Here is a 14112-nt window from a genome sequence, read left to right as displayed (position 1 = left end):
GACAGGCGGATCCGCTCCGTTGGGGGCTCGTTCCGCTGGCCGGGAGCACGAGGCGACAGGAGGTCGCCTCGCCTGAGACGGTCGGTGTCGCTGAACAGCGGTGGCGGAGGACGTCCGCCGGCGCGGGGGTATCGTGATCAGTGTCACATCAAGGAGGTCAGGTGAGGACGACACAGACGGGTGACACCCCCATTTCGGTGGTAGATCGGGTGTCGACGGTGCTCGAGGCGTTCAACGGAGCAGGGCCCATGACCCTGGCCCAGGTGACCGCCCGCACAAAGCTGCCGCGGTCGTCGGTCCATCGTCTACTCGAGCAGCTCGCCCAGGCGGGCTGGCTGGCGCGGTCACCCGACCAGACCTACGAGCTGGGGGTCAAGGCCTACGAACTCGGGCAGGCCGCACTCAACCAGAACCGCTTGCTCAGAGGGGCCCGGCCGGTGATGCACGCGTTCGCGCAGCGCACCGGCTACACCATGCAACTCGGCGTCGTCGACGGCGCTGACACGGTCTACCTCGCAAAAGTCAACGGGCGACTGTCGGGCCCAACCCCGACCGCCGTGGGCCAACGAATCCCAGCACACCTGACCGCGCTCGGGAAAGTGGTACTCGCCTACGCGGAGACATCGCCGCGACGCATCTCACCTCGAGGTCTGCACACAGACGAGGACGGTGAACTCGTCCGGCGCACCGCGCTCAGCATCACAACGGCGTCGCGATTCGACAGTGAGCTCGCGCAGATCCGTGATCGTGGTGGCGCGTTCGATCGGGGAGAGGCTTTCCCGGGGATCGCCTGCGTCGGTGTGTCGATCGGGCCCCCCGACCACATCTACGGCAACATGGCCGGCCTCTCCATCTGCGGTCCGGTGGGAGCCATCGATCATCGCAAACTCCTCGGCCCGGTCCGAATCGCAGCGCGCGAGATCTGGGACCGGTGCGTCGCAGCCGATCTCGCCGATCACTGATTCGAGGTTCCCTTTGTCGCCACCGCCCACCTAGCGGGAGATGTGGGCGACGCGACCCTCCGTACCGAGGCACGATCGAGGCCCACAGCCCTCGTGTACCGGACGGGGCGACGAGAAGGAGGAACGGATGAATCGATTCGACGGCCGACGTGTCCTGGTCACGGGCGCGGGTTCGGGGATCGGCAAGGCCACCGTGCTGCGACTGCTGTCCGAGGGCGCGAACGTGGTCGGGGCCGACGTCTCGAGCGACGGGCTCGCCGCAACCGCGCAGGCCGCAGCCGACGTCGCGAAACCGGACCAGTTCGTCTCGCGCGCCATCGACATCGGTGACGAGGATTCGGTGCGGGACGGCGTCGCTTTCGCCACCGGCCACCTCGGCGGACTCGACGTACTGGTGAACGCCGCCGGAATTCTCCGCAGTGGACACACCGAGCAGGTCACGCTGCAGGAGTGGGATCAGATCATCCGCATCAACCTGACCGGCACCTTTCTGATGATCCGGGAGTCGCTGCCGGCGCTGATCGAATGCGGCCGCGGCGTGATCGTCAACTTCAGTTCCACCTCGGCCAGCTTCGCGCACCCCTACATGGCCGCCTATGCGGCCAGCAAGGGCGGCATCCAGTCGATGACGCACACCATCGCGCTCGAGTTCGCCAAGCAGGGGATCCGCGCCGTGTCGGTGGCGCCCGGCAGCATCTCGTCCGGCATGACCTCGGCCCCGGGGTTGCCGGAGGACTCCGACGCGTCGCTGTTCATGAAGATGCAACCGGTGGTCCGGATCGAGAACTCTGAACCGTCGGCCGTCCCCGGCATGGCCGGACCGGAGAAGGTCGCCGGCGTCGTGGCCATGCTGGCCTCCGACGACGGGGCGTTCATCAGCGGGACCGAGATCCGCATCGACGGCGGTAGTCACCTCTGAAGCGGGTTCGTCGATCGACCTGAACCGGACATGAAGCCGGGCCGTGGCGCGCATTCTGCCGCACCACGGCCCGGAGTCTTTGTGGAACATTGCGTTCCGGAGCAAGCCCCAGATCGTTTCGATGTCAGGCGGGTTCGGCTGCCTGTCCCGCGTCGGCGAGTTGTGAGGCCATGTCCGCGACGGCACGGTAGGCCATGACCATCCCGGAACCGAGCGGTGTCCCGGGACCTGGATAGACCTCCCCCGAGATCGAAGCCGTGGAGTTGCCGGCCGCATACAGCCCGGGCACCACGCCGTTACCGTCGGTCCGGAGCACCGCACCGTCGCCGGTGATCACCGCCCCGCCCTTCGTGCCAAGATCACCGAGCACCATCCGGACCGCGTGGAAGCGCGATCCGTCGAGGGCGACCAGGCATTGGGCGGCCGTCTGGGCACCGAGGAAGAACCGGCCGTATGGGTCCTCGCCACGCTGGAAGTCGTCGTCGCTGCCCTGCGCGGCCATCTGGTTGAAGCGATCCACCGTTGCGGTGAGCGCCGCGGCGTCGATCCTGATCGCGGACGCCAGGTCGTCGATCGACGATGCGGTGTGCCACAAGCCGGCCGCGGTCATCTCCGCTCGGTCCGGGGAAGGCGCACAGATCGCCGGGAGGTCGTCGCCGGATCGGTCGTCGAAGATGTACCAGAACCCATCGCCCTTTCCGGCCAGCATCCGTTCGCGCATCGCGCGACCCATCTGGTCGTACGGGAGCAGTTCGTTCGCGAAGCGGCTGCCCGTCTCGTCGACGATGATCCCCGCCCGCAAACCGAGCGTGAACACCGCGTGGCCGTTCGGGAAGAGGGTTGCCGGGCACCACCACGACTGGTCGAGCAGATCCAGTGCCGCGTCGACGCTCCGGAGCATCGCGAGGGCGTCGCCCGATCCCGTGTCCGGGTGCGAGGAGGTCCACTTCGACGAGGGCATCTGCTGAAGGTCGTGTCGCAGCTCGGCGTTGCGTTCGAAGCCACCGGCCGCGAGCAGGACCCCGCCCCGCGCCTGAATGCTGCGTTCGCCGTTCGCACTGCGGACCACGACGCCGGTGACCCGACCTGACTCGTCAGAGATCAGGGACTCGGCGGCGGTCTCCGTGTGAAGCTCTGCACGTCCGGATTCGTCGAGGGCCAACAGCATCCGCGCGATCCAGGCCTGCCCACCGTCGAGCACAGTACGGTCCATCTCGATGCCGAACTGATCGGCCGGGACCATCGGGCGGACGTCGTGGACTCGGGCCCCCACCTCGTCGGCGGTGATCGGTTTGGCGAAAATGCTCCGCCCGTAGTCCTTTCGGCCCGGCGCCGCGTAGTAGTCGGGGAACGGCCGGTGTTCGAGCGGGATCCCGATCTCGTTCTCGAGGAACTCGGCAACCACCGGACCGGTTTCGATGAACGTGCGCTGCACGTCGGGATCGGTCCGGTCGCCGACGGTGCCTCGGAAGTAGGTGAGCCCATTCTCCACCGAGTCGTCGACGCCGTCGCGCGCGAGGACGTGGTTGCCGGGCAACCACACACTGCCGCCCGAGTAGGCCGAGGTCCCGCCGAACCGGTCCGACTTCTCCACCACACACACCGTCAGCCCGCGCGACGTCGCCGCGAGCGCGCCGGCCAGTGCGGCCCCGCCCGACCCGATGACGACCACGTCGAAACTGCTGTTTCAAGTCATTGCGCACTCCGTGTTCTTGCGCCGCACCGGCCGTCCCGGCGTGCGCGGATGTCGATCTCATGCCGGCCGAGCTCCTGATCGCCACCGGCAGCGGCCACGCTAATGGCCTCACGGTGACCCATACCGCGCCGTTCCCGCTCAGTGGTCCTCGTCACCCTGCGGGCTGCACCGGCCCGACGAATTCCAGTTCGTATCCGTCCGGGTCGGCGATCACTCCGATCGTCATGCCGTACTCGGGATACTCGGCGGCCTCGGTGATCACCTTGCCGCCGAGCCCGCAGGCCTGGCGCATGATCTCCGCCGGGTCGTCGGTGTTGAGGACGAACTTGCGCAGCATGTCACCGTGATCGGCGGGTTGGGAGACCGCGCCGTCGGCGGGCAGGATGAGTTCGAGGCCCGCCGAACCCGCGCGGACGATCGCCGCGGTGAACGAGGGCGTGGTGAACTCACGCTCCATCTCGAAACCGCAACCTTTCGTGTAGAACTCGACCGACCTCGTCAGATCGCCGACCCGGATCGCGGTGAGCGAGAGGGTGACCGCACCTTCGCTCATCGCGTCTGCGACCCGCCGTTGAAGTCGAGGGTCTGGCCGGTGATGCCGCCTGCCTCGTCGGAGGCGAGGTACGCACAGAACGCCCCGACCTCGATCGGGTCACCCAGCCTGCCGATCGGAATGGTCTTCAGGATTGCTTCGAGCATCTCCGGCGGCATCTTCTCCTCGAGATTCTTCTGATGACCCAGAGCCACGATGTTGGCGGTGATGCCGTACTGGCCGGTTTCGGCGGCCAGATGCCGAATGAACCCCTCGATACCGCTCTTCCCAGTCGCGTACATCGTCTGGTTGATATTCTGACCGGTGCGCGCCGAGCCGGACGAGATCTGGACGATCCGCCCCCACCCGGCGTCGCACATTCCATCGATCGCGGCCTTGATGCAGTTCATCGCGCCGAAGATGTTGAGGTCGATGGGGGCTCGCCATTCCTCGGGCGCCAGGTCACGGAAAGGCTTGATCATCCGGCCTTCCGCAACGCCGGCATTGTTCACCACGATGTTCACCTGCCCGCCGAGCTCGGCTTCGGCGGCACGGATGCTGTCGACGGTGGCGTCGTAGTCGACGACGTCGAAGGGTGCGGCTACGGCGCGGTTGCCTTCCTCGACGATCGCCGCGGCGACCTTCTCCGCGCGGTCGGCGTGCAGGTCGTTGACGATCACCGAAGCTCCTTGCCTGGCGAGAACTCTCGCGATTCCCTCGCCGACACTCTGTCCCGCGCCGCTCACGAACGCGGTCCGTCCGGTCAAATCGAACACCTGATTGCTCCTTCTGTCGCCACGCGATGGCCCACCTGCGCTGAGCCACGTCGTTCGCCGCACAGTAGTGCCGTTCCCGACCTCTGCCGGTCGGTCCGTCCCATTGAGCGGGCGACCCGAACGCGCCCTACCGGGGACAATGAGCAGACCCCAGTGATTGGATACAATTTCTGATCCGATCTTGTTAGGGTCGGCGACATGACGTCAGAAGGAACCAGTACCCAGCCCGATACCGATGCTCCGTCGGTTCTCACCTCGGTGACCGATGGCGTCGCGCGTCTGACCCTCAACAACCCGCGACGCAAGAACGCGATCAGTCTCACGATGGCAGCGGCGATCGACGAGTTCTGCGACCGGGTGACCGACGATCCGACGATCGGAGCCGTGGTCGTCGACGCGGCGGGCCAGTACTTCTGCAGCGGCGCCGACACCCGCGATCTGGCGACCTCTTCATCAGATCCCGCCTCGCCCGAGGCGGTCTCACGCACGTCGGCGGTCTACGGCGCGTTCGTGCGGGTCGGGTCGCTACCCGTGCCGACCATCTCCGTGGTGGTGGGCGGCGCAGTCGGAGCCGGACTGAATCTGGCCATGGCCACCGACATCCTCGTGACCACACCGGACGCGATTCTCGACAGTGGGTTCCTTGCGCGCAGCATCCATCCCGGTGGCGGACACCTGTCCCTGCTCGGGCGAGCGGTGGGCTGGTCGGCGACGATCGCCATGGCCGCCTGCGGACAGAGCCTCACCGGCGCCGACGCGGTCGCGAAGGGTCTCGCACACGCCGCCGTCCCCGCCGAGGAACTGCCCGCACTCGTCGACGGGCTGACCGGGCCGGCCGCACGCGATCCAGAACTGACCCGTCGGATCATGACCAGCGCCCGACTCGAACTCGGTCCGCCGGCGGTCAGCTGGTCGTCGGCCCTGGAAATCGAACGCGGAGTGCAGATGTGGTCGATGTCCCGAAAGGGGCAGCAGGCCTGGTCGTCGCGGGGCCCGAAGCAGTGACGACCACCTCCTCGCCGCGGCGCTCGGTGACCGCCGACGAACTCGACACACTCCGGGCCGACGTTCGCGCATTCCTACGCGACCAGATCGACAGTGGCGGCATCATCCCCGACGTCGACAGCTGGATGACCGGATTCGATCCCGAATTCAGTCGCCGCCTGGGAACGCGTGGGTGGGTCGGTATGACCGTGCCGACCGAGTACGGCGGCCACGGCCGCACGCCGGTCGAACGTTTCGTGGTCACCGAGGAGCTGCTCGCACACGGCGCCCCCGTGGCCGCCCACTGGATCGCCGACCGCCAGATGGCACCGGGCATCCTCGCGAACGGAACCGAGGAGCAGAAGCGGCGATACCTGCCCGGGATCGCCTCCGGCACGATCTTTTTCGCCATCGGCATGAGTGAGCCGGACGCCGGTTCCGACCTGGCTGCCGTTCGCACGCGCGCCGTCGACAATGGTGACTCGTGGACGGTCAGCGGCACCAAGGTCTGGACCACCGGCGCCCACCTCGCGCACGCGATGGTGCTGCTGGCACGCACCGACGGCGTCCCCGATGACCGACAACAGGGGCTGTCCCAACTCGTTGTCGACCTCCCCCACCCGGACATCGAGATCCGGCCCATCCGGAGCATCGACGGGCAGGCGCATTTCAACGAGGTCATCTTCCACGACGCGGTCGTCGACAAGTCGGCGCTACTCGGCGAACGCGGCCGCGGCTGGGCCCAGGTCATGGGCGAACTCGCCTTCGAGCGTTCCGGACCGGAGCGGTACCTGAGCACGATGCCCCTGCTCCGCGCCTGGGCCGGCCAACTGCGTGCACATGGCGCGACACCGGAGCAGCGCACGACACTCGGAACGCTCACTGCCGTGGCGTGGGCACTGCGCGGAATGTCGCTGCAGGTGGCCGATGAGCTGTCCGCGGGGGGCAAGCCAGATGTCCTCGCCGCGATGGTCAAGGACCTGGGCTCCACCTTCGAGGGTGATCTGGTCAATGCGATCCGCAGCTCCTCCGGGACCATCGCCCGCCGCGACGGAGGCACCCCGTTCGAGCGCCTGCTCGCGCAGAGTGTCCTACACACACCGGCGTTCACCCTGCGGGGCGGAACGAACGAGATCTTGCGCGGGATCGTCGCGCGTGGATTGGGGATTCGATGAGCGACCTGGCAGATGAGTTGATCGCGGCGACCCGCTCGATGCTGGACCGCATCGACATCGACACCGAGACCCCCGCTCGGGGGGTGTCGGACGCACTCTGGGCTGCGCTCGTCGAGGCGGGTTTCACCTCGGTGGACGTCCCGACCGAGGCCGGCGGTCACGGGTGCGACACCGCCGACGCGATCGCGGTGCTGTCCACGGTGATCGGGAGCGGCGCGCTCGTCCCGTTCATCGAACATGCGATGCTCGCCGCGTGGCTGTCCGGCACGACCGGACAAGATCTCGGCCCGGACACCGCCACGCTCGGGGTGGCCGACGCCGGATTCGTCGTCGACGAATCCTTCGAGCCACTGCGCGTGACCGGCACCGTCCGCGACGTCGTCCACGTGTCCCCGGCGTCATCGCTCGTCATCCTTGTCCCCGAGACCGAGAACTCCGGCGCCCGCGTGGCGACCATCTCGCTGGCCCACGACGGCGTGTCGGTGACCGGAGGGAGCGACCTCCTGGGCGCCTCGATCGGCACCGTCGCCCTGGGCTCTGTCCCGGCGACCACTGCGGACTGCCTGGTCACCGCCGCCGACCTGAGACAGCGCGGTGCGCTCGTCTATGCCGCCGCGATGGCGGCAGCTGCCGGAACGGTCCGCGACCGGACCGTGCACTACGCGTCCGAGCGAACCCAGTTCGGCAGGCCGCTGGCCAAGTTCCAAGCGATCCAGCAACGACTCGCTTCGATGGCCGCATCGACGACGATGATGCAGATCGCGTCCCGCAGGGCCGTCGCGGCCGATTCGGGTGATCCACGCGTCGCGCGAACCGCCACCGCGGCAGCGAAAGTCGTCACATCGCTCTACAGCCACGAGGTCGCCGCGGCGGGCCATCAGATCCACGGTGCCATCGGCTTCACCTCCGAGCACCCGCTCGGACGCTCGACCACCGCGTTGTGGGCGTGGCGCGACCGCTACGGCACCGAGCACGAGTGGGCGGACGTGATCGCCGCACAGATCCTCGACGACGATTCCGACCCGTGGGACCTGATCACGGGAACCGCAACTACTTCGGGCACCGAACCCGTATCGACAGAACGGACTTCGTAGTGAGCACGACGATTTCGGTCGGCGACGACACCGCGCCCGAGCCGACGCCCGCGGTCGACCCGCGGGGGGCGTGGCGAACCGCCGACACCGCCGAGGACAACGGTGTACTGACCGGCGTCCGCGTCCTCGATCTGAGCCGGGTGCTCGCCGGGCCCTACTGCGCGCAGACGCTCGCCGACCACGGTGCCGAGGTGATCAAGGTCGAGGCTCCCAGCGGTGACGAGACCCGCGGTTGGGGACCGCCGTTCGTCGACGACGGCACCAGCAGCGCCTACTACAACAGCCTGAACCACAGCAAAGAGAACATCTGCCTGGATCTGCGGACCGAGGAAGGACGCGCGATCCTCGCCGACCTTCTCGCGGGGGCCGACGTGGTGATCGAGAACTTCAAGGCGGGCACCATGACCCGCTGGGGCTTCGATTACGAGACGGTCCTCGCCGAGCGGCATCCCGGCCTGGTGTACTGCCGCATCACCGGCTTCGGCGTGGACGGACCTATGGGCGGCCTTCCCGGTTACGATGCGGTACTCCAGTCGTTCGGCGGCCTGATGAGCATCAACGGTTACCCCGACGGCAGTCCGCTGCGCGTCGGCGTCCCCATCGTCGACATCGTCGCGGCGAACATGGCGGTGAGCGGCATCCTGCTGGCTCTGCTCGCGCGCGAACGCAGCGGGCGCGGACAACTCATCGACATGACCCTGCTCGACTCGGTCATCTCGCTTCTCCATCCCCATGCGGCGAACTGGATTGCCGGCGGCGGAGTCCCGCAGCGCACCGGGGACTTCCATCCCACCGTCGTGCCGTATCAGGTCTTTCCCGCCCGCGACGGCGATTTCTTCGTCAGCGCCGCCAACGACCGCCAGTTCCGGTCGCTGGTCGAGACACTCGGCGTCGCACATCTCGCCGACGACCCGCGCTTCGCCTCGAACAAGGACCGCTATGCCCACCGTAAGATCCTCGCTGCCACATTGGGAGGACGCATCGCCGAGTACGATCGCGCCGACCTCGCCGCCCGCCTCGAAGCCGCCGGGGTACCCGCCAGTTCGGTGAACACCATCGACGAAGCCCTCACCTCGGCACAGGTCCGGCACCGTGGCCTGTTCCTCGAGACCGACGACTATCGCGGTGTCGGCGTGCCGATCTCGTTGAGCGACGCAGGTCACCGGTCACCACGTCCGGCAGCGGCCAGGGGCGCGCACACCGGTGAGGTCCTCGAAGCCATGGGATACGACGCCGAGCGGTTGTCGATGCTCCGCACGGCGGGGGTGTTCGGCGACGCATGACCGGAGTTGCGATGGGCGACGGCTCGGGCAAGCCCGCGGTGTCACGCGCGGCCACTCGCGTGGTCGCCGAACTCGAGCGGATGATCGTCACCGGCGAACTGCCTCCCGGACAACCGATCCGACAAGAATTGATGGCCGAGCGCCTCGGTGTCAGCCGGCTGCCCGTCCGTGAAGGACTCCGCCAGCTCACCTCCGAAGGACTCGTTCAACATGAGCACAATGTCGGCTACACCGTCGCGCGGCTGAACCAGTCGGAGTTCGACCAGATCTACCTCATGCGAGCCGCTCTCGAGCGTGAGGTCCTGGCCGTGCTGCCCAGACTCGACGATGCCGCGCTCGACGAGATCAGCGAACTCCGCGACCTCGTCGCTGAAGCGGCCGAGGCCGCCGACATCCTCGAGATGCGACTGCGCAACCAGACGTTCCACTTCGCGGTCTTCGAACGGTCGCCCCTGTCCCTGGTGGTCGCGGAGCTGCGGCGGCTCTGGAACCTGGCCATGCCCTATCACGCCGCCTACCTCTACGACGCCGACGTACGCCGCAAGGTGTGCGCCGAGCACGACGACATGGTCGAGGCACTCGTCGCCGGTGACAACAACCGATTGATCGAGCTGATGAACGTCCACCGCAAGGGCGGTGAGACGAGCACGGGCGTGATGCTGAACGCCACGTCACCGAGACACACGGGCGAGCGACCGAACCTGTGACGCCCCGTCGACGACCACACCCGAACCCCCGCAGTCGCCGGGCAACCTGCTGCACAACATGACCGAGGTGACACCAGAGATGATCGCGAGTACACCGCACGACGCCGGCCCGCCCTGGGATCCGGACGTCGCCGTGATCGTTGACCGGATGATCGCGGCAGGCGCCCCCGCGTCATGGCAGCGCGGCGTCGAGAAGACCCGGGAGATGCTCGAATCGATAGTGCGGCCACCGGGTCCGGACATGGCCTCGGTGGAGGACGCGACCGCCGACGGCCCACACGGGCCGATTCCGTTGCGGATCTACCGCCCCCACGCCGCGCCGGCCGTCGGTGCGGCCGCGCTGGTCTGGTATCACGGCGGCGGCATGATCATGGGTTCGCTCGACTCCTTCGACCGACTCGCTCGCGATGTGGCCCATGCCACCGGCGCGGTCCTGATCAACGTCGACTATCGCCTCGCTCCCGAACATCGTTATCCCGCAGGCAATGACGATGCCTATGAGGCACTCGAATGGACACACCGCCGCTCGGAGGATCTCGGCGTTGACCCATCGCGAATCGGGGTCGGTGGCGACAGCGCCGGAGGCGGACTCGCCGCATCCACCGCGCTACGCAGCCGGAACACCGGTGGCCCGCGAATCGCCCAGCAGGTGATGTTCTATCCGGGTATCGCACGCCGCGACGACACCGCGTCGATGCGAGAGTTCGGCGACAGCGTGTTCCTCACCGCCGAGGACATCGACTGGATGAAGAACATGTACCTGGGTGAGGACCCCTCACAGGACGACGAATACGGCACGCCGGCCATCGCCGAGAGCCTGGCCGGTCTCCCGCCGGCGATCATCGCCGTCGGACACGGCGACCCGATCCGCGACAGCGTCGAGCGCTACGGCGACCGGCTGCGCGGTGCGGGAGTCCAGGTCGCACAACTGCGGTATCCCGGTGTCGGACATGGGTTTGCGATGCAGACCGCGTCGGTGGCGCGGGCTCGCCTGGCGATGGCCGAGGTCGGCGCACTGGTCGCCGCGCGATTCGCCTCCCAGACGTCCTGACGTCGGGAGGCGAATCGGTGCCGCGCAGAGCCGGTGGCAGCGAGGAGGGTCAGGCCCGAACCGGCGCCAGCAGCTTCTTGAGTGGCACCGACGTATCGGCCAGCATCGCCGCGGACGGACGGAACCCCCGAGCAAGAGCCGACCGGAGCGCGACGAAGTCGGCCGGCGAGTTCAGACACTCGGCCGCGACCAACGCGTCGTCGGTGAAGTACAGCGCTACGCGGCGACGCGGACGTTCGGGATCGACCCGTACGAGCACCAATGTGTGCCCGCCGATGAGTCCCACGATCTGCAGTTTCTGATCGCCCTGATCCGACCAGAACCACGGCGCGCCGCGCGGCGGGACCTCCGTGCCGGCGATCACGCTCGCCGCGGCGGCTGCCTGTTCGGTGGCGTTGTCGACCGATTCCAGTCGGAACCGCCGACCGCTCTCGGAGACATGGATGGTGCAGTCGCCGATGGCGAGTGTCTGTCCGTCCGACGCAAGGCAGTTGCCGTCGACCACGACACCGCCATCGGTGTCGAGACCGAGCTGATCGGCGATCTCGGTGCGCGGACACGCTCCTACGCCGACGAGAACCGTTGCAGCTCGGATCAACCGACCGTCGTCGAGGCGAACCCCGATCAGACGTCCGCCGTCGGCGACGATCTCGACCGGCACGGCTCCCAGTTCGACGTCGGTCGCCATCGCCCGGTGGGCGGAGAGCAGGGTCTCGGCTGTCGACGGCCCGACCGCCCGTGCAAGCAGACGGTCGCCTGCTTCGATCACCGTGACGTCGGCACCGAGACCGCGGGCGGTGGCGGCGACCTCGAGCCCGATGAAACCCCCGCCGATCACCGCAACCGGACCCCGTGCCACTCGCGACAGCAGGCGATGCGCGTCGTCCATCTCTCGGAGCACCAAGACGTCGGGATGGTCCGCCCCCGGCAGGTCGAGGGTTCGTGCGCGCGCCCCGGTCGCCAGGACCAGTCGGTCGACCGAGAGTGTCTCCCTACGGTTCTCGCGGATCATCTCGAGCATGTACCCGCCCTCGGCGCGCGCGGCCCCGGTGACCTCGGTCCCGGTGCGGAGCTCGATCCGGTTGGCACGGTAGTACGCGGGATCTCGCAGCAGCACCGAGTCCGCGGAGACCTCCCCCGTGAGCATCGCCTTGGACAGCGGCGGCCGCTGGTACGGCAGGTGGGTCTCCTGCGAGATCAGCGTGATCTCTCCGGTGAATCCGACCGCCCGTAACCGGTCGGCGAGGTGCACCGCGGCGTGCGAGGCGCCGACCACCGCAACACTGCGCGGGGTCGACGCCTCGGAACCGGTGGAGTGGTCAGGTCCGACGGTCACGTCAGACCTGCTCGTCCGGAATGGTGACATGAACATCGACGCCCTCGGACAGGATGAGCTGACAAGAGAGTCGCGAGTTCTCCTCCCGATCCGAGGCCGTGCACTCCAGCATGTCGTCCTCGTCCTCACCCGGTGCGGCGAAGTTGTCCATCTCGGCCGCGTCGAGGTAGACGTGACAGGTCGCACACGACAGCGTCCCGCCGCATTGACCGACGATCCCGGTGACGCCGTGACGGACTGCTGTCGCCATCACCGAGTCACCAACCGATGCGTCGATGATCTTCTCGGCGCCGTCTGGTTGTGTGTAGAACACCTTGGGCACGAGGTCCTCCTACCAGGTGACGGGGAGGTTGGTGACCGGCTGAGTGAGGTTGGTGTCGTCGACGACGACCTCGCCGGCGAGTCTCAACTCCGGGAAGCGCTTGAACAGTTCGGCGAGACCCACCTGCATCTCCATCCGTGCCAGCGGCGCGCCGAGGCAGTGGTGCAGTCCGTAACTCAGGGTCAGATGGGGATTGTTGGGGCGGGTGACGTCGAAGGGCTCAGCATCACTCTCGATCACGATCCCGTCGTGATTGGTGGATGCCGGGTCGACCAGGACGGCCTCGCCTTCGGCGATGAGGTGCCCGTCGATCTCCACATCCTCGGTGGCGACGAACGGTACCAAACCGCTCCCCCCGGCGATCTTGTCGTCGATGGCGAAGCGACCGAAACGAAGCACCTCTTCGACGGTCGTGGGTGCCAAACCGTCCGGGTCACCCAAGAAGACGTTGAGCTGATCGGGGTTACGCAACAACGTCAGTACGCCCAAGCAGATGAAGTTCGCGGTGTTGTCGAATCCGGCGATCACGAGAAGCATCGCGATGGGCAGGATTTCGCCGTCGGTGAGGCTGTCGTCCTTGTCGCGGGCATTCGCGAGGTCGCTGATCAGATCCTCGCGCGGGTCCTGTCGGCGTTTCTCGATCAGCTCGACGATGTATCCGAACAGCTCGGCCATGTTCGACATGACCTCGTCCTCGGACATGTTCGAGGTGGACAAACTCGCCGAACTCCACTTCTGGAACTTCGCCCGGTCCTCCGGGGGCACCCCGAGCAGGTTCGAGATCATCTGGATCGGGAGCGCGACAGCGTATTCGGAGACGAGATTGACGGGGTCGAGGTTCTCGCCCCTCTTGTCGATCATCGCATCGATCAGCTGGTTGGCATACTCGATCGCCGAATCCCGCATGGCCTTGACCCGCTTCGGGGAGATGGACCGCTGCACCAGCTTTCGCAACTTGGTGTGGTGGGGCGGGTCCTCGAACTGAAGGGTCGACTTCAGGAAGTCGGGAAATTCGACGAAGTACGGGACCACCCGCTCGCCGGTGCGGAACGGCTTGCGGACGAACCGTCCGTCACCGAGCATCTCGCGGGCAGCTGCGTTGCGGTGGATGACCCAGACGTCCCCGCCGTAGGGCATCGTCATCTTCGTCATCGGGCGATCGGCGGCGATCGCCCGGTACCGCGCGGCGGCCTCGTTCGGCGGAACGGCGGCGAACGGATACTCGGTGTTCGTCGTCGGGGTGGCTTCGGTTGTGCTCATGTCGGTACTCCAGAA

At 67.4% G+C, this 14112-nt stretch carries 14 protein-coding genes; 8 read left to right on the top strand and 6 right to left on the bottom strand.

Annotated features, from left to right (window positions below):
• The first annotated feature begins 161 nt into the window (after positions 1–161).
• Positions 162–962 carry an IclR family transcriptional regulator gene (locus tag ACSUZC_RS04190; RefSeq protein WP_439031662.1) on the top strand — a complete coding sequence of 267 codons (801 nt, stop codon included), beginning with the start codon at positions 162–164 and terminating at the stop codon, positions 960–962.
• A 127-nt stretch (positions 963–1089) separates the two neighbouring features.
• A complete protein-coding gene (locus ACSUZC_RS04185) occupies positions 1090–1881 on the top strand; it encodes an SDR family NAD(P)-dependent oxidoreductase (RefSeq protein ID WP_439031661.1) in 792 nt (263 codons plus the stop codon).
• A gap of 124 nt (positions 1882–2005) precedes the next feature.
• Here ACSUZC_RS04185 and ACSUZC_RS04180 read toward each other — a convergent pair whose 3' ends face one another.
• The 3 genes from ACSUZC_RS04180 to ACSUZC_RS04170 all read right to left on the bottom strand — a co-directional run bounded on the left by ACSUZC_RS04180 (position 2006) and on the right by ACSUZC_RS04170 (position 4885).
• Positions 2006–3553, bottom strand: a complete 1548-nt coding sequence (locus ACSUZC_RS04180) for an FAD-dependent oxidoreductase (RefSeq protein WP_439031660.1) — start codon at positions 3551–3553, stop codon at positions 2006–2008.
• Between the two features lie 175 nt (positions 3554–3728).
• Positions 3729–4130: a VOC family protein gene (locus ACSUZC_RS04175; protein ID WP_439031659.1), complete on the bottom strand. Its 402-nt coding sequence runs from the start codon at positions 4128–4130 to the stop codon at positions 3729–3731.
• The gene (locus ACSUZC_RS04170; RefSeq protein WP_439031658.1) at positions 4127–4885 is read right to left on the bottom strand and encodes an SDR family NAD(P)-dependent oxidoreductase; all 759 of its coding nucleotides are present in this window, start codon (positions 4883–4885) and stop codon (positions 4127–4129) included. The genes ACSUZC_RS04175 and ACSUZC_RS04170 overlap by 4 nt, the downstream gene beginning before the upstream one ends.
• Positions 4886–5083: 198 nt before the next feature.
• On the opposite strand from ACSUZC_RS04170, the gene ACSUZC_RS04165 reads away from it, so the two are divergent.
• The 6 genes from ACSUZC_RS04165 (at position 5084) to ACSUZC_RS04140 (ending at position 11179) form a co-directional block, all read left to right on the top strand.
• Positions 5084–5890, top strand: coding sequence for an enoyl-CoA hydratase-related protein (locus ACSUZC_RS04165; protein ID WP_439031657.1), 807 nt, complete (start codon positions 5084–5086; stop codon positions 5888–5890).
• A complete protein-coding gene (locus ACSUZC_RS04160; RefSeq protein ID WP_439031656.1) occupies positions 5887–7044 on the top strand; it encodes an acyl-CoA dehydrogenase family protein in 1158 nt (385 codons plus the stop codon). Before ACSUZC_RS04165 ends, ACSUZC_RS04160 begins: the two co-directional genes overlap by 4 nt.
• Positions 7041–8138, top strand: a complete 1098-nt coding sequence (locus ACSUZC_RS04155; RefSeq protein WP_439031655.1) for an acyl-CoA dehydrogenase family protein — start codon at positions 7041–7043, stop codon at positions 8136–8138. The genes ACSUZC_RS04160 and ACSUZC_RS04155 overlap by 4 nt, the downstream gene beginning before the upstream one ends.
• Positions 8138–9421, top strand: a complete 1284-nt coding sequence (locus tag ACSUZC_RS04150) for a CaiB/BaiF CoA transferase family protein (protein WP_439031654.1) — start codon at positions 8138–8140, stop codon at positions 9419–9421. Before ACSUZC_RS04155 ends, ACSUZC_RS04150 begins: the two co-directional genes overlap by 1 nt.
• The gene (locus tag ACSUZC_RS04145; protein WP_439031653.1) at positions 9418–10128 is read left to right on the top strand and encodes a GntR family transcriptional regulator; all 711 of its coding nucleotides are present in this window, start codon (positions 9418–9420) and stop codon (positions 10126–10128) included. Before ACSUZC_RS04150 ends, ACSUZC_RS04145 begins: the two co-directional genes overlap by 4 nt.
• A 79-nt stretch (positions 10129–10207) precedes the next feature.
• Positions 10208–11179 carry an alpha/beta hydrolase gene (locus tag ACSUZC_RS04140; RefSeq protein WP_439031652.1) on the top strand — a complete coding sequence of 324 codons (972 nt, stop codon included), beginning with the start codon at positions 10208–10210 and terminating at the stop codon, positions 11177–11179.
• A gap of 49 nt (positions 11180–11228) precedes the next feature.
• On the opposite strand, the gene ACSUZC_RS04135 is transcribed toward ACSUZC_RS04140, so the two are convergent.
• Genes ACSUZC_RS04135 through ACSUZC_RS04125 form a run of 3 tightly spaced genes read right to left on the bottom strand, consistent with a single transcriptional unit; the run spans position 11229 to position 14097 of the window.
• Positions 11229–12515, bottom strand: coding sequence for an NAD(P)/FAD-dependent oxidoreductase (locus ACSUZC_RS04135; RefSeq protein ID WP_439031651.1), 1287 nt, complete (start codon positions 12513–12515; stop codon positions 11229–11231).
• 1 nt (position 12516) lies between these two features.
• The gene (locus tag ACSUZC_RS04130; protein WP_388053784.1) at positions 12517–12837 is read right to left on the bottom strand and encodes a 2Fe-2S iron-sulfur cluster-binding protein; all 321 of its coding nucleotides are present in this window, start codon (positions 12835–12837) and stop codon (positions 12517–12519) included.
• 9 nt (positions 12838–12846) lie between these two features.
• Complete coding sequence (locus ACSUZC_RS04125; RefSeq protein WP_439031650.1) at positions 12847–14097, bottom strand: cytochrome P450; 1251 nt, start codon at positions 14095–14097, stop codon at positions 12847–12849.
• Positions 14098–14112: the final 15 nt, after the last annotated feature.

It is taken from the genome of Gordonia terrae (genome assembly GCF_051789125.1).
In the GTDB taxonomy this organism is placed as follows: domain Bacteria; phylum Actinomycetota; class Actinomycetes; order Mycobacteriales; family Mycobacteriaceae; genus Gordonia; species Gordonia terrae_A.
Note: the sequence above shows the minus strand (reverse complement) of the source record. Positions and strands in the feature narration are given on the sequence as shown.